The organism is Citrobacter sp. Cpo126 (assembly GCF_030332445.1).
GTDB lineage: Bacteria > Pseudomonadota > Gammaproteobacteria > Enterobacterales > Enterobacteriaceae > Citrobacter > Citrobacter portucalensis.
In genome coordinates this window covers 15,097-29,361 of the sequence record NZ_JAOWHT010000030.1, presented here as the reverse complement: position 1 = coordinate 29,361, position 14,265 = coordinate 15,097, and the positions used below count along the sequence as shown (strand labels likewise).

The window sequence follows — 14,265 nt, the reverse complement described above, 5'->3', positions numbered from 1 at the left end:
TGCCGGATGGCGACCCGTTGGGTCTAATCCGGCCTACGGGTCTGCAATTAACCTGTAGGCCCGATAAGCTTGCGCCATCGGGCATTTCATCGCCGACCACAGACATTTTCGGGCTTAATATGCGTCCGGATCGGCAACAGGCAATAAACGCCAGATGGCCTTTATTCCACCGCCCACTCAGGCTCGTTGGTCGTGCGACGGCTGTAGTTCTGATAAATCGCCATCGCCAGCAGTGAGAAGAAGATCGGACCGCCGGTCATCCACAGTGCGCTGTTCCAGTCTCCGGCTTCAATTACCGGCTGGATGATGGTGAACACGTTAGCAAACGTCACCACCAGCACGACCACTCCCGTTGCCAGCAGCGTCGCCGCTCGGGTTTTAAAGACAACAAACGGCCTTTCCAGACCCGGACGGGATTTAAAGAACGGGAACGCCAGCGCCAGGAACAGATACGGCAGCGTCATCGAGACATTCGCCATCAGCGTCAGTTTGTTATAGAACGCCGAAGCCGTATCGCCACCAAATGAAACCAACAGGATAAACAGGCTCACCAGCAGGCACTGTAACCACATTGCCGTCGTCGGCATCCCTACGGCATTAAGTTTGGTCATCGGCGCGGGCCACAACGCCTTCGGCGTGCCCTGAATAATCGCTTTCAGCGGTGAGTAGCTGAGGGTGAAAAAAGCGCCGGTATAGGCAAGGAACATGGAAAGCCCGGTAATACGTGCAAACCATACGCCCATCACCATTGCGGCATCAGGGGAAAGATGTAGCGCATTACCCAACGTCATTCCGAGGCTTTTCATCAGGATATAGGTAATATTCCCGAGGTTAACTGAGCTATTACTTAATACCTGCTGCCAGTTAGTGCTAACGCCCCATAAAAAGATGGCCAGTGAATAACCAACAGAAATGACAATAGCGGCAAAGACAATGCCTTTTGCAAAGTTCTTTTCTGGTTTTTCTGTTTTATCAACCAGTCCCCCCACAGCTTCAATTCCGCCGTAAGCAAAAATGGCAAACACAACAAATGACAACATTGCCAGTCCAGACTGATATCCGGGATTAGGCGAAGAGATGAAATTAATATCCTGTGCAAAGTGGCCACCAGTTAATAACAAAATAGCGACACTCACTAACAACAGAACTAAATTAAGACACATTACGGCAATTCCACCTACAGCCGTAATACGCGCAATCTTATTAATACCCCGGGATGCCACGCAGGTCACCAGGATCATCCAACCGACTGCGAGCAGTCCGACAACCTGCGTAGGCTCAAGCCCTGCAATACGCCAGTGCTGCGTCATGTCTGCGCCAAACAAGAAGGTTGAAAAAGGTACCCAGACTTTCGCCGCAGTACTAACCATCCATATCACATAAGAAGAAAACCACATAAACGTGCCGATAAACGCATAGCGTGGTCCAACGCTATTATTCATCCACGAATAGATTCCCCCCTCTTCTTTCCGATAGGCAGAACCCATTTCCGCCATCATTAAAGCAAATGGAATAAAGAATAATAATGCAGAAAATATATACCATGGTATTGCACTATACCCCATTAAATAGAACGCGGAGGGGCTATTAGCAAAACCGAAAACTGACGTAAATATCATGAGAATGAGACCTATCAGGCTCATCTTTTTTATTGTTTGGGTCATTAAACCATCCCTTACTCTGGCAAGCGTTTAACAAACGCCGCTCACCGGTTGGCACTGCTCTCTTTGCAGAGTTCAGCGATAAAAAAACAACACAGAATTGATACCTAAACGATATCAAATATCCAGGTGTAAATTGTGGCTATTAGAGGGGAAATGAAAAAATATGCTACAAAGTGGCGATTAAGCCACCACTTTGTATTGCTGAAGAGTAAGTTATGCGCGATCGACTGTAAATGCGATTACCTCGGCCAGGCTCTCTGCGCCCAGCGCCAGCATCACCAGACGGTCAACGCCCAGCGCCACGCCTGAGCAATCCGGCATGCCGACTTTCAGCGCTTCCAGCAGGTTGGTATCGATAGGTTGCTGTGGTAAGCCTCGTGCGGCACGTTTGCGGTTATCCTGTTCAAACCGCTGCTGCTGTTCGCGCGCGTCGGTCAATTCATGGAAACCATTCGCCAGCTCAATACCTTTGTAATAAACCTCGAAACGTTCAGCCACGCGGTGATCTTCGGTACTGATTTGCGCCAGTGATGCCTGGCTGGCCGGGAAATGATACACAAACGTCGGCTTGTCTTTACCAATATGCGGTTCAACACCCATCGTAAACAGCAGTTGCAGTAAGGTATCCCGGTCTTCTTCGGTATCAGCGATATTGCTGAGATCCAATTTCGCCGCCACTTCCCGCAGTTGGGTTTTATCCGCAGACAGCGGGTCAATCTCCAGATGGCGCTGGAAGGCCTGCTGGTAAGAAAGGCTTTCCGCAGGTGAGCAGTCCAGCACCTGCTGGAGCAAATCATCCACTTCATTCATCAGGCGATACATATCGTAGTGCGGACGATACCACTCAAGCATGGTGAATTCAGGGTTATGATGGCGCCCCATCTCTTCATTACGGAAGCTGCGGCACAGTTGATACACCGGGCCGCATCCTGCCACCAGCAGGCGCTTCATATGGTATTCAGGGCTGGTCATTAAATAGAGATTCATTCCCTGGGAGTGTCCAGGGCCAACGAAACGCGTTTCGAACGGGAACAGGTGGATGTCCGTTACCGTTGCCTGACTCATACAAGGGGTCTCAACCTCAAGCACGCCACGATCGGCAAAAAAGCGGCGAATCTCCGCTATAATTGCTGCACGTTTCAACAGATTGGGGATGGACGCGCTCGGCTGCCAGGTTGCCGTTTCGCTCATGGTTATTTCTCCGATTTATGACAAGGGCACGAAGTCTACTCGTATCGCGCTAACGAGACAAATTTCAGGCAGCACTAATCATCACTGGCAATTGGATAAAAAAAGCGACTTAGGGTGGTTTAGTAATTAAATTAATCAAATTCAATGATAATTCCCCCCTATGACACGCTAAAAAAATCGAACACGTCAAATTTCCCGCACATCCCTAAGACTATACTATTGTACCTATAAAGGAGCAGTGGAAACGCGTTCATAACCTGTTTGAAGCCGATGAAGCATCTGATTTCAGGCAGGGATGAAATAACAACAATCTGGAGGAATGTCGTGCAAACCTTTCAAGCCGATCTTGCCATTATAGGCGCCGGTGGCGCGGGATTACGTGCTGCAATTGCTGCCGCACAAGCAAATCCCAACGCTAAAATCGCACTGATCTCAAAAGTGTACCCAATGCGCAGCCATACCGTTGCTGCCGAAGGCGGCTCTGCTGCTGTCGCGCAGGATCATGACAGCTTTGACTACCATTTTCACGATACGGTAGCAGGCGGAGACTGGCTGTGTGAGCAGGATGTCGTGGATTACTTTGTCCACCACTGCCCAACTGAAATGACGCAACTGGAACAATGGGGCTGCCCATGGAGCCGTCGTGAAGACGGTAGCGTCAACGTACGTCGCTTCGGCGGTATGAAAATCGAGCGTACCTGGTTTGCCGCGGATAAGACCGGCTTCCACATGCTGCATACGCTGTTCCAAACATCTTTGCAGTTCCCGCAGATTCAGCGCTTTGACGAACACTTCGTTCTGGATATCCTGGTTGACGACGGTCATGCTCGCGGCCTGGTCGCCATGAACATGATGGAAGGCACGCTGGTGCAAATCCGTGCTAACGCTGTCGTGATGGCAACGGGCGGCGCAGGTCGTGTTTACCGTTACAACACCAACGGCGGCATCGTAACCGGCGACGGTATGGGCATGGCGCTGAGCCACGGCGTTCCGCTGCGTGATATGGAATTCGTTCAGTATCACCCAACAGGTCTGCCAGGATCCGGTATCCTGATGACTGAAGGCTGCCGTGGTGAAGGCGGTATTCTGGTCAACAAAAACGGCTACCGTTATCTGCAAGACTACGGCATGGGTCCGGAAACCCCGCTGGGCGAGCCAAAAAACAAATACATGGAACTCGGTCCGCGCGACAAAGTTTCTCAGGCGTTCTGGCACGAATGGCGCAAAGGCAACACCATTTCAACTCCGCGTGGCGATGTGGTTCACCTCGACCTGCGTCACCTCGGCGAGAAAAAACTGCTCGAACGTTTACCGTTCATCTGCGAACTGGCGAAAGCTTACGTGGGTGTCGATCCGGTTAAAGAACCGATCCCGGTACGTCCGACCGCGCACTACACCATGGGCGGTATCGAAACCGATCAGCACTGTGAAACCCGCATTAAAGGTCTGTTCGCTGTCGGCGAATGTTCCTCTGTTGGTCTGCATGGCGCTAACCGTCTGGGCTCTAACTCCCTGGCAGAACTGGTGGTCTTCGGTCGTATGGCCGGTGAGCAGGCAGCAGAACGCGCTGCAACGGCTGGCGCTGCAAACAGTGCCGCTCTTGATGCACAGGTTGCTGGCGTTGAAAAACGTCTGAAAGATCTGGTTAACCAGGAAGGTAACGAAAACTGGTCTAAGATCCGTGACGAAATGGGCCTGTCCATGGAAGAAGGTTGCGGTATCTACCGTACGCCGGAACTCATGCAGAAAACCGTTGATAAGCTGGCGGAACTGCAGGAACGCTTCAAGCGCGTACGTATCACTGATACCTCCAGCGTCTTCAACACCGACCTGCTGTATACCATCGAACTGGGTCACGGTCTGAACGTTGCTGAATGTATGGCGCACTCTGCTCTGGCGCGTAAAGAATCCCGCGGCGCGCACCAGCGTCTGGATGAAGGCTGCACCGAGCGTGACGATGTGAACTTCCTCAAACACACCCTCGCCTTCCGCGATGCTGACGGCACGACTCGCCTGGAATATAGCGACGTGAAAATCACCACTCTGCCACCGGCTAAACGTGTTTACGGTGGCGAAGCGGAAGCAGCCGATAAGAAGGAGAAGGCGAATGGCTGAGATGAAAAACCTGAAAGTTGAGGTGGTGCGCTATAACCCGGAAACCGATACCGCGCCGCACAGTGCTTTCTACGAAGTTCCTTATGATGAAACCACGTCACTGCTGGATGCGCTGGGTTACATCAAGGATAACCTGGCACCGGACCTGAGCTACCGCTGGTCCTGCCGTATGGCGATCTGCGGCTCCTGCGGCATGATGGTCAACAATGTACCGAAACTGGCATGCAAAACCTTCCTGCGTGATTACACCAACGGCATGAAGGTTGAAGCGCTGGGCAACTTCCCGATTGAGCGCGATCTGGTCGTCGACATGACGCACTTTATCGAAAGCCTGGAAGCGATCAAACCGTACATTATCGGTAACCCGCGTACACCGGATCAGGGTCCAAACACCCAGACTCCGGCGCAGATGGCGAAGTATCATCAGTTCTCCGGTTGCATCAACTGTGGTCTGTGCTATGCCGCGTGTCCGCAGTTCGGCCTGAACCCTGAGTTCATTGGACCGGCTGCGATTACGCTGGCGCATCGTTACAACGAAGATAGCCGCGACCACGGTAAGAAGGAGCGTATGGCTCAGTTGAACAGCCCGAACGGCGTCTGGACCTGTACTTTCGTGGGCTACTGCTCCGAAGTCTGCCCGAAACACGTCGATCCGGCTGCGGCCATTCAGCAGGGTAAAGTTGAAAGTTCAAAAGACTTTCTTATCGCTACCCTGAAACCACGCTAAGGAGTGCACGATGACGACTAAACGTAAAGCCTATGTGCGGCCAATGACGTCCACCTGGTGGAAAAAGCTGCCATTTTATCGTTTTTACATGCTGCGTGAAGGCACGGCAGTTCCGGCAGTCTGGTTCAGCATTGAACTGATTATCGGCCTGTTTGCACTCAAGCATGGTGCAGAGTCCTGGATGGGCTTTGTCGCCTTTTTGCAAAACCCGGTGGTGGTAATCCTTAACATTATCGCCCTGGCAGCAGCGCTGCTGCATACCAAAACCTGGTTTGAGCTGGCGCCAAAAGCAGCCAACATCATCGTAAAAGACGAAAAAATGGGGCCAGAGCCGATCATCAAAGGTCTCTGGGCAGTTACTGTGGTTGCGACAGTAGTCATACTGTTTGTTGCCCTGTTCTGGTAAGGAGTCCGGAATGATTAATCCAAATCCAAAACGCTCTGACGAACCCGTATTCTGGGGCCTGTTTGGTGCAGGCGGTATGTGGAGCGCAATCATTGCGCCGGTAATGATCCTGCTGGTAGGCATTATGCTGCCGCTGGGCTTTGTTCCTGATGCTTTCAGCTATGAACGCGTACTGGCATTCGCTCAGAGCTTCATCGGACGTGCGTTTCTGTTCCTGATGATCGTTCTGCCGCTGTGGTGTGGTTTACACCGTATGCACCACGCGATGCATGACCTGAAAATCCACGTGCCTGCTGGCAAATGGGTCTTCTACGGACTGGCAGCAATCCTGACCGTTGTAACGGCTATTGGTATTCTGACCATCTAAGTACATGCGTTAATTATCAGGCCCGCCATTGGCGGGCCTTTTTATTTGTGCAGCATTCCTGTCAACCAACGGGAAAATTCACGCATCGCGGGTGTCTCCGGACGCGATTGCAAACGCGTTATCCAGTAACTTCCCAAATCAATCTGCGTTAAAAACGGTTGAACGATTCGTTCCCTACTGAGTAAATGCGTGAACATTCTGACTGGTGCAATTGCCACACCGATCCCCGCCTGCGCGGCTTCCAGCATGGTGACGGACGAATCAAACACCACCACGTTGTGCGTCGGTGACGGGGGCGCCTCTCCGGCGGCCTGCATCCAAAGCGTCCATTCATCCCGCCGATACGATCGTAATAACGGAAATTTCAGGATGTCCGCAGGCGTTTGTATCTGCGAAGCCAATGTTGGCGAACACAGTGGAGACATCAACGCGCTACATAAATATTGCGCGTCGGTATCGTGCCAGGCTCCCCCTCCGTAGCGAATGGTATAATCCAGCCCTTCGGCAGCGGGATCCACGCGGTTATTATGGGTAGAAATATGCAAATCAATATGCGGGTAACTGCGCTTAAAATCGCCCAGTAGAGGAAACAGACACCCAACCGCAAAGGTCCCCACCACGCCAATTTTAAGTTTTTCCTGGGTCTGTTTGGTGGCAAAACGATCCAGCATCCCCGCCATACGATCGAAAGAGTCATTAAGTACAGGTAACAGACTTTCCCCTTCAGTCGTCAACATTAATCCACGAGAACCGCGCACAAAAAGCTGACAATTTAGCTGCTGCTCCAGCGCTTTTACATGCTGACTGATGGCAGAATGCGTCACGTTAAGCTCAATCGCGGCGCGGGTAAAACTGAGATGTCTGGCCGCGGCTTCAAAAGCCCGCAGCGAGTTAAGAGGGATATAGCTACGCGTCATCATCCGGCCTGTTAGAAAAACTTATATCTGCTGCTAAATTTAACCGTTTGTCAACACGGTGCAAATCAAACACACTGATTGCGTCTGACGGGCCCAGACACCCTTTTGCTTTTAATTACGGAACTGATTTCATGATGAAAAAATCGTTATGCTGCGCTCTGCTGCTGACAGCCTCATTCTCCACGTTTGCCGCCGCCAAAACAGAACAACAGATTGCCGATATCGTTAATCGCACCATCACCCCGTTGATGCAGGAGCAGGCTATTCCGGGTATGGCCGTTGCCATTATCTACCAGGGAAAACCCTATTATTTCACCTGGGGTAAAGCCGATATCGCCAATAACCACCCAGTCACGCAGCAAACGCTGTTTGAGCTAGGGTCGGTCAGTAAGACGTTTAACGGCGTGTTGGGCGGCGATGCTATCGCCCGCGGCGAAATTAAGCTCAGCGATCCGGTCACGAAATACTGGCCAGAACTGACAGGCAAACAGTGGCAGGGTATCAGCCTGCTGCACTTAGCCACCTATACGGCAGGCGGCCTACCGCTGCAGATCCCCGATGACGTTACAGATAAAGCCGCATTACTGCGTTTTTATCAAAACTGGCAGCCGCAATGGACTCCGGGCGCTAAGCGTCTTTACGCTAACTCCAGCATTGGTCTGTTTGGCGCGCTGGCGGTGAAACCCTCAGGAATGAGTTACGAAGAGGCAATGACCAGACGCGTCCTGCAACCATTAAAACTGGCGCATACCTGGATTACAGTTCCGCAGAACGAACAAAAAGATTATGCCTGGGGCTATCGCGAAGGGAAGCCCGTACACGTTACTCCTGGACAACTTGACGCCGAAGCCTATGGCGTGAAATCCAACGTTACCGATATGGCCCGTTGGATTCAGGTCAACATGGACGCCAGCCGCGTTCAGGAGAAAACGCTCCAGCAGGGCATTGCGCTTGCGCAGTCTCGCTACTGGCGTATTGGCGATATGTACCAGGGATTAGGCTGGGAGATGCTGAACTGGCCGCTGAAAGCTGATTCGATCATCAACGGTAGTGACAGCAAAGTGGCATTGGCAGCGCTTCACGCCGTTGAGGTAAACCCGCCCGCCCCGGCAGTGAAAGCCTCATGGGTGCATAAAACGGGATCCACTGGAGGATTTGGCAGCTACGTAGCCTTCATTCCAGAAAAAAACCTTGGCATCGTGATGCTGGCAAACAAAAGCTATCCTAACCCTGTCCGTGTCGAGGCGGCCTGGCGCATTCTTGAAAAGCTGCAATAACTAACGATGAGGCCCAGGATATTGGGCCTCCTTTCTTTCTCTTTTTTTCCTGTTGTCATCTACACTTAACAAAAATACAGCAAGGAAAATCCCATGCGCATTTTGCCCGTCGTTGCTGCAGTTACGGCTGCATTCCTGGTTGTCGCGTGTAGCTCCCCGACACCGCCGAAAGGCGTTACCGTGGTAAATAACTTTGATGCCAAACGCTATCTGGGAACCTGGTATGAAATTGCACGCTTCGACCATCGTTTCGAGCGCGGGTTGGATAAAGTGACCGCAACATACAGCTTGCGCGACGACGGCGGGATCAACGTTATTAACAAGGGCTATAACCCTGACAGGGAGATGTGGCAGAAAACGGAAGGGAAAGCCTATTTCACCGGCGACCCAAGCAGAGCCGCGCTTAAAGTTTCTTTTTTCGGCCCCTTCTATGGCGGGTATAACGTAATTGCACTCGACCGGGAATATCGTCACGCGCTGGTTTGTGGTCCGGATCGCGACTACCTGTGGATCCTTTCACGGACCCCTACTATTTCAGATGAAATGAAACAGCAAATGTTAGCCATCGCGACCCGGGAAGGGTTTGAAGTGAATAAACTGATTTGGGTGAAACAGCCTGGCGCTTAGTGAGTGCTCAGCTTCAGACCAATAATACCAGCAACGATCAGCCCAAGGCTCAGCAAACGTGCCGGGCTGGCAGACTCACCCAGCAGCAAAATCCCTGTAATGGCCGCCCCAACAGCGCCAATACCGGTCCAGACCGCATAAGCTGTTCCAACAGGCAACGTGCGCATTGCCCAGGAGAGCATGGCGATGCTGACGATCATCGCCGCAATAGTGATAATGCTTGGCGTAAGACGCGTAAAACCGTGGGTGTATTTCAGGCCAATCGCCCATACGACTTCGAGCAAACCTGCAATTAATAAAACGATCCAGGACATATCAGGCTCCAGAACTATGGGGCCGTCCCCGGTGAATGAAGCGTTTGCAGGTCGTCCTGCAAAGCTGATGTGTGAAATGGCATTTTTGCCCGGAAGAAAATGAATTTCAACCTTTTTATTCACCGCCTGCTAAAAGCAAGAATTAAGCATAATTAGCGGCGTAGTTCCCGCATTTGCACTCATCGGAGTTCTCTATGATGAAGGGCTTTCTGAAACCAGAAAGTCGATTGCCCCTCTTCTGAATGCGAAACGTTTATGCTTAAAATTTTAGTGATTGACCGGTGCCACTTTACCCGCACAGGGATAGAGGCCTTGCTTAATCATTCTGGCAGGTTCAGCTCCTCATTTCTGGTATCAGGAATCAATAATCTCCTGTTAGCAAAAGAGCATATTTTGCAATGGAAACCGCATCTGGTGATCGCGGATTTATACAGTTTTATTAGCGAGACGCACTCCAGTCCGCCAATTAAACCTTTTTTTATGAGTTGTGGCGTCATCCCACTGATTTTACTGCAATCAGCAGACAGACAGCATGCCCCCATCGTGCCCTCTCAATCCGTAGCCCATTCGGTCTTGACCAAGCACACCACGCTGAACACACTCTCCAACACAATTCAGGAAGCGCTTCAGGTTCGCCCCGCATTAGAAATAGCCAAAAACGCCACGCCTTTGCTTACGCCGCAGGAGGAGAAAGTATTATCAATGTGGATGGATGGTGTGAGTAACAATGCCATTGCCGCCGCGCTCAGCATTCATGGCAAAACGGTCTACACCTATAAGCGGAATATCCGTATGAAACTGCACCTGGGGAACCGCTTCTCGCCGTTCCTTTCACTCCCAGGGAAGGGAGATTAACGGTACGACACTTACGTCGTACCGTTCTTCATTATTGCTGAGCTTTTGTCGCTGCACCAGAGATTGCGCTACCGCCTTCAGAGATATCCTGTCCTACGCCTCGTGTGGTATTACACGCGGTTAGAACGGAAGAAAGTACCAACACAGAAAAGATCGCAGCAATTGTCTTCTTAACCATAACGTCTTCCTTTTCTAGCCAATATTGTTTGTGTATAGCTACTTAATAATAGACAAGATCCGGGAGTGTGATGGATAAACACCCGTTTTTAAGACTATATGAAAGGATTAGCTGGCGGCGTGAGAAATTGAATTGCCAAGATGTTTGATGTCTTCACCGAAGCCGCGCGCGGTATTGCATCCCGTCATGAGGGTGCTGGTGAAAAGGAGTAGCATTACAAGACCGAGAAGACGTTTCATCATTCCTGCCCTGGAAAAAGTATGGCGCAGCAACCTGCGCCATAAGATCAAATGGAAAACTTATTTTACGCGAGAAACGTATTCGCCGGAGCGGGTATCCACTTTGATCACTTCGCCGATCTGTACGAACAGCGGAACTTTAACAACTGCGCCGGTAGACAGGGTAGCCGGTTTGCCGCCAGTACCAGCGGTATCGCCTTTCAGACCTGGGTCGGTTTCAACAACTTCCAGCTCAACGAAGTTCGGCGGAGTTACGGAGATCGGCTGACCGTTCCACAGGGTCACGATGCATTCAGCCTGGTCCAGCAGCCATTTGGCGTTATCGCCTACCGCTTTCTCGTCTGCAGCCAGCTGTTCGAAAGTGGTGTTATTCATAAAGTGCCAGAACTCACCGTCGCTATACAGGAAGGTCAGGTTCATGTCGGCTACGTCTGCGCCTTCAGCGGAGTCAGTAGACTTGAAGGTTTTCTCTACGCGAGTACCGGTCAGCAGGCGACGCAGCTTAACGCGCGCAAATGCCTGGCCTTTACCTGGTTTAACGAATTCGCTGGCTTCAACCGCATAAGGTTCGCCGTCCAACATGATTTTAAGACCAGCACGAAAATCGTTGCTATAGTACGTTGCCATAAGGCCCTCTGAAAATTGTTAACTGGTAGCTAAGCCACAAAATGGCGCATATTGTAACCCTAAATACCCCATCCAGAGAAGATTGGTTATCGCAACTTGCCGATGTTGTGACCGATCCCGATGAACTTCTGCATATTTTGAACATAGATGCAGATGAAAAACTGTTGGCCGGACGCGACGCGAGACGGCTTTTCGCCCTGCGCGTGCCGCGTGCGTTTATTGCCCGCATGGAGAAAGGCAACCCGGACGATCCGCTTTTACGTCAGGTACTGACTGCCCAGGAAGAGTTTGTGGCCGCGCCAGGCTACTCAACCGATCCACTGGAAGAACAGCACAGCGTGGTTCCCGGTCTGCTGCATAAATATCGCAATCGGGCACTGCTGCTGGTTAAAGGCGGTTGCGCGGTAAATTGTCGCTATTGCTTCCGCCGGCACTTCCCATACGCCGAAAATCAGGGCAATAAGCGCAACTGGCAGGTCGCCCTCGACTACATTAACGCGCACCCTGAGCTGGATGAAATCATCTTCTCTGGTGGCGATCCGTTAATGGCCAAGGACCACGAACTGGACTGGTTGCTCACGCAACTGGAAGCTATCCCGCACATTAAGCGTCTGCGTATTCACAGCCGTTTACCAATAGTGATCCCGGCGCGCATTACAGAAGGACTGGTCGAGCGTTTTGCGCACTCCTCCTTGCAGATTCTGCTGGTCAATCACATTAACCATGCCAATGAAATTGATCAGACGTTTCGCCAGGCGATGAGCAGTCTGCGTGCCGTGGGCGTTACGTTACTCAACCAAAGCGTATTGCTGCGTGGCGTGAACGATAACGCACAAACCCTGGCTAACCTTAGCAACGCACTGTTTGATGCCGGTGTGATGCCCTATTACCTGCACGTGCTGGATAAAGTGCAGGGTGCCGCACACTTTATGGTCAGCGACGATGAAGCGCGTCGCATTATGCGTGAGCTTCTGACGCTAGTTTCCGGCTATATGGTCCCCAAACTGGCGCGTGAAATTGGTGGTGAGCCAAGTAAAACACCGCTGGATCTGCAGTTACGTCAACAATAGCCATTACTGAGTGTCCGATTCCGGACACTCACCACGATTACTTATTATTTAAATCCCCACAAGTGGAGCCTCGCTTTTAATCTGTGCTATTTTAATTAGCGCAGTTAAATAATTCATTCGTAAATTTTATCAATAATTTCAAATGCAGAATATTAACAAATATATGGTTAGGGAGAACCTTTTATGGCTATAAGTATTAAGGGCATTAATACTGGCATTATTCGCCAAAAGAATGAATTTGTTGCCATGGCATTAAAAATAAAAGAACCAAGAAACAAGGAATCACTCTTTTTTCTCTCTCCACTTGGACTTAGAGACCTGCTTATCGCGCTGGAGAGTCGGCTGTACGCTATTTCTCAGCTAAACAAAGACGAGCGTATGCAATATGAAAAGGCATGTGATAAAGCCAGCAAAAAAATGCACGAGAATATTCCGTCAATTCAGGAAGATGAACTAAAAAATGCGGATATTAACCGTCGCATAAATTCGCTGATGTTAGTGGATGACAAAGGCGAGAATTTAACATTTTCTCTGACGTTACATGACGGACAAACATGCGAATTACTGGTTAATGAATTACAGATTCAGGTGTTGGCGCATGCAATTATTCACGCAATAAATAATGCTGGCATGAGAGAACTCGCGCTACGAATAACATCGCTGCTGGATTTCCTGCCGCTGTACGATGTTGATTGTCAGCAAAACGACAATCTGGAATACGACTCTTATACACAACCCGAATGGAAACATAACCTGTTTAATCATTATCTGGCGATTATTTACCGCTATACAGATGATAAAGGAAAAGCCCAGTTCTGTGGTTCGGTCGTGAAAACTCGCGCCCTTTCCGGTAGCAAAGAAGCCGAAGCCATTACTCGCCGCCTTCTCGACTTCAGCCCGCGGCTGAAAAAACTTACCGGTGTACCGTGCCAGGTGTTTGTCAGAACGTTGACGGGTGATAAGACGCAAAAGCTCAATCAGGATCAGTGCCTGCGCGCATTGCATCATTTACGCGTTCAGTCTGCGCATAAGACTCAGAATGCCTGATGGCGCTGCGCTTATCAGGCCTACGATCATTCGTACCGTAGGCCGGATAAGACGCTTTAGCGTCGCCATCCGGCATCAGCAGCAGTTCTCAATTAGGGCACTTATAAACCTGTCCAATCATCTCACTGGCGGTAGGAACAAAGCTGGACAGCATTCCCTGCGATGGGCTGCTGACGCCATAAATCACGTTACCGCCCATTGCCGCAGCCTGGTTACGCAGATCGTTTGCTGCGCCACGCATTGAGCCGCCCTCTTCGCCGTGCTGGCCTGAAAGCCAGTTGCTTTGCTTACCGGTTGCGGTGCCTATCAGTTGGCACTCTGCGCCAGGCTTGTCTTCAACAAAACGTACGCTTTGCCCGGCTGAACTCAGTTCATTGCTGGAGCTACAACCCGCCATCAGTAGCGCGGCACCAACGATCCCTGCTAAATATTTCACGTGCATGTCATTCCCCATATTCAATTAGTTGGACCTTATGTCCGTAGCTGAATCATATACTAAAAAGATGACCAAAAGAAAAACCCCCAGACATTTCTGCCCGAGGGTTTCTCAATTCTGGGAGATGAACACCCAAATCATTCTGGTTGCAGGAAGGCGGCCAGTTTGTTAATCCCCAGGAGCTTACTCAAGTAAGTGACTGGGGTTA

At 50.8% G+C, this 14,265-nt stretch carries 17 protein-coding genes; 9 read left to right on the top strand and 8 right to left on the bottom strand.

Going from position 1 to position 14,265, the window contains the following annotated elements; translation table 11 throughout:
* Positions 1-161: 161 nt before the first annotated feature.
* Both yjeM and epmA read right to left on the bottom strand, forming a co-directional pair.
* Positions 162-1,664, bottom strand: coding sequence for a glutamate/gamma-aminobutyrate family transporter YjeM (gene yjeM, locus OGY17_RS08070; protein WP_008785995.1), 1,503 nt, complete (start codon positions 1,662-1,664; stop codon positions 162-164).
* A gap of 213 nt (positions 1,665-1,877) precedes the next feature.
* A complete protein-coding gene (gene epmA, locus OGY17_RS08065; RefSeq protein WP_003830517.1) occupies positions 1,878-2,855 on the bottom strand; it encodes an elongation factor P--(R)-beta-lysine ligase in 978 nt (325 codons plus the stop codon).
* 324 nt (positions 2,856-3,179) lie between these two features.
* Between epmA and frdA the strand changes: the two genes are divergently transcribed.
* From frdA to frdD, 4 genes are read left to right on the top strand one after another with little or no spacing between them, the layout of a single operon-like run.
* A complete protein-coding gene (gene frdA / locus OGY17_RS08060; protein ID WP_003830519.1) occupies positions 3,180-4,970 on the top strand; it encodes a fumarate reductase (quinol) flavoprotein subunit in 1,791 nt (596 codons plus the stop codon).
* Entirely contained in the window at positions 4,963-5,697 is a 735-nt protein-coding gene (gene frdB / locus OGY17_RS08055; protein WP_003025540.1) for a fumarate reductase iron-sulfur protein, read from the top strand. The genes frdA and frdB overlap by 8 nt, the downstream gene beginning before the upstream one ends.
* A gap of 10 nt (positions 5,698-5,707) precedes the next feature.
* A complete protein-coding gene (frdC, locus tag OGY17_RS08050) occupies positions 5,708-6,103 on the top strand; it encodes a fumarate reductase subunit FrdC (protein WP_003025537.1) in 396 nt (131 codons plus the stop codon).
* A gap of 10 nt (positions 6,104-6,113) precedes the next feature.
* On the top strand, positions 6,114-6,470 hold the full coding sequence (frdD, locus tag OGY17_RS08045; protein WP_003025535.1) for a fumarate reductase subunit FrdD: 357 nt from the start codon (positions 6,114-6,116) through the stop codon (positions 6,468-6,470).
* Positions 6,471-6,511: 41 nt separating this feature from the next.
* Here frdD and ampR read toward each other — a convergent pair whose 3' ends face one another.
* Positions 6,512-7,387, bottom strand: coding sequence for a LysR family transcriptional regulator AmpR (ampR, locus tag OGY17_RS08040; RefSeq protein ID WP_020996269.1), 876 nt, complete (start codon positions 7,385-7,387; stop codon positions 6,512-6,514).
* Between the two features lie 131 nt (positions 7,388-7,518).
* On the opposite strand from ampR, the gene blaCMY reads away from it, so the two are divergent.
* Both blaCMY and OGY17_RS08030 read left to right on the top strand, forming a co-directional pair.
* Positions 7,519-8,664, top strand: coding sequence for a CMY-2 family class C beta-lactamase (gene blaCMY / locus OGY17_RS08035; protein WP_286606852.1), 1,146 nt, complete (start codon positions 7,519-7,521; stop codon positions 8,662-8,664).
* 93 nt (positions 8,665-8,757) lie between these two features.
* The gene (locus tag OGY17_RS08030) at positions 8,758-9,291 is read left to right on the top strand and encodes a lipocalin family protein (RefSeq protein ID WP_001221666.1); all 534 of its coding nucleotides are present in this window, start codon (positions 8,758-8,760) and stop codon (positions 9,289-9,291) included.
* Here the strand turns inward: OGY17_RS08030 and sugE are convergent.
* Entirely contained in the window at positions 9,288-9,605 is a 318-nt protein-coding gene (sugE, locus tag OGY17_RS08025; RefSeq protein WP_000118520.1) for a quaternary ammonium compound efflux SMR transporter SugE, read from the bottom strand. The two genes, OGY17_RS08030 and sugE, sit on opposite strands and share 4 nt — an antisense overlap.
* 255 nt (positions 9,606-9,860) lie before the next feature.
* On the opposite strand from sugE, the gene OGY17_RS08020 reads away from it, so the two are divergent.
* Entirely contained in the window at positions 9,861-10,460 is a 600-nt protein-coding gene (locus OGY17_RS08020; RefSeq protein ID WP_032942159.1) for a helix-turn-helix transcriptional regulator, read from the top strand.
* A 31-nt stretch (positions 10,461-10,491) separates the two neighbouring features.
* Here OGY17_RS08020 and ecnB read toward each other — a convergent pair whose 3' ends face one another.
* From ecnB to efp, 3 genes are all read right to left on the bottom strand, one after another.
* On the bottom strand, positions 10,492-10,638 hold the full coding sequence (ecnB, locus tag OGY17_RS08015) for a lipoprotein toxin entericidin B (protein WP_003025482.1): 147 nt from the start codon (positions 10,636-10,638) through the stop codon (positions 10,492-10,494).
* 107 nt (positions 10,639-10,745) lie between these two features.
* The gene (gene ecnA, locus OGY17_RS08010; RefSeq protein ID WP_048236299.1) at positions 10,746-10,880 is read right to left on the bottom strand and encodes a lipoprotein antitoxin entericidin A; all 135 of its coding nucleotides are present in this window, start codon (positions 10,878-10,880) and stop codon (positions 10,746-10,748) included.
* A gap of 57 nt (positions 10,881-10,937) precedes the next feature.
* On the bottom strand, positions 10,938-11,504 hold the full coding sequence (gene efp / locus OGY17_RS08005) for an elongation factor P (RefSeq protein ID WP_003025478.1): 567 nt from the start codon (positions 11,502-11,504) through the stop codon (positions 10,938-10,940).
* Between the two features lie 41 nt (positions 11,505-11,545).
* On the opposite strand from efp, the gene epmB reads away from it, so the two are divergent.
* Together epmB and yjeJ are read left to right on the top strand one after the other, a co-directional pair.
* Positions 11,546-12,574, top strand: a complete 1,029-nt coding sequence (gene epmB, locus OGY17_RS08000; RefSeq protein ID WP_060682855.1) for an EF-P beta-lysylation protein EpmB — start codon at positions 11,546-11,548, stop codon at positions 12,572-12,574.
* A 183-nt stretch (positions 12,575-12,757) separates the two neighbouring features.
* Positions 12,758-13,621, top strand: a complete 864-nt coding sequence (gene yjeJ / locus OGY17_RS07995; RefSeq protein WP_060682856.1) for a YjeJ family protein — start codon at positions 12,758-12,760, stop codon at positions 13,619-13,621.
* A gap of 88 nt (positions 13,622-13,709) precedes the next feature.
* Here yjeJ and OGY17_RS07990 read toward each other — a convergent pair whose 3' ends face one another.
* The gene (locus OGY17_RS07990) at positions 13,710-14,063 is read right to left on the bottom strand and encodes a DUF4156 domain-containing protein (RefSeq protein ID WP_003025468.1); all 354 of its coding nucleotides are present in this window, start codon (positions 14,061-14,063) and stop codon (positions 13,710-13,712) included.
* Positions 14,064-14,265 lie beyond the last annotated feature (202 nt).

Bases quoted from the DNA above. Each gene is read 5' to 3' on its own strand.
- yjeM (WP_008785995.1), bottom strand. From the start codon at position 1,664: ATGACCCAAACAATAAAAAAGATGAGCCTGATAGGTCTCATTCTCATG.
- epmA (WP_003830517.1), bottom strand. From the start codon at position 2,855: ATGAGCGAAACGGCAACCTGGCAGCCGAGCGCGTCCATCCCCAATCTG.
- frdB (WP_003025540.1), top strand. From the start codon at position 4,963: ATGGCTGAGATGAAAAACCTGAAAGTTGAGGTGGTGCGCTATAACCCG.
- frdC (WP_003025537.1), top strand. From the start codon at position 5,708: ATGACGACTAAACGTAAAGCCTATGTGCGGCCAATGACGTCCACCTGG.
- frdD (WP_003025535.1), top strand. From the start codon at position 6,114: ATGATTAATCCAAATCCAAAACGCTCTGACGAACCCGTATTCTGGGGC.
- ampR (WP_020996269.1), bottom strand. From the start codon at position 7,387: ATGACGCGTAGCTATATCCCTCTTAACTCGCTGCGGGCTTTTGAAGCC.
- blaCMY (WP_286606852.1), top strand. From the start codon at position 7,519: ATGATGAAAAAATCGTTATGCTGCGCTCTGCTGCTGACAGCCTCATTC.
- OGY17_RS08030 (WP_001221666.1), top strand. From the start codon at position 8,758: ATGCGCATTTTGCCCGTCGTTGCTGCAGTTACGGCTGCATTCCTGGTT.
- sugE (WP_000118520.1), bottom strand. From the start codon at position 9,605: ATGTCCTGGATCGTTTTATTAATTGCAGGTTTGCTCGAAGTCGTATGG.
- OGY17_RS08020 (WP_032942159.1), top strand. From the start codon at position 9,861: ATGCTTAAAATTTTAGTGATTGACCGGTGCCACTTTACCCGCACAGGG.
- ecnB (WP_003025482.1), bottom strand. From the start codon at position 10,638: ATGGTTAAGAAGACAATTGCTGCGATCTTTTCTGTGTTGGTACTTTCT.
- ecnA (WP_048236299.1), bottom strand. From the start codon at position 10,880: ATGATGAAACGTCTTCTCGGTCTTGTAATGCTACTCCTTTTCACCAGC.
- efp (WP_003025478.1), bottom strand. From the start codon at position 11,504: ATGGCAACGTACTATAGCAACGATTTTCGTGCTGGTCTTAAAATCATG.
- epmB (WP_060682855.1), top strand. From the start codon at position 11,546: ATGGCGCATATTGTAACCCTAAATACCCCATCCAGAGAAGATTGGTTA.
- yjeJ (WP_060682856.1), top strand. From the start codon at position 12,758: ATGGCTATAAGTATTAAGGGCATTAATACTGGCATTATTCGCCAAAAG.
- OGY17_RS07990 (WP_003025468.1), bottom strand. From the start codon at position 14,063: ATGCACGTGAAATATTTAGCAGGGATCGTTGGTGCCGCGCTACTGATG.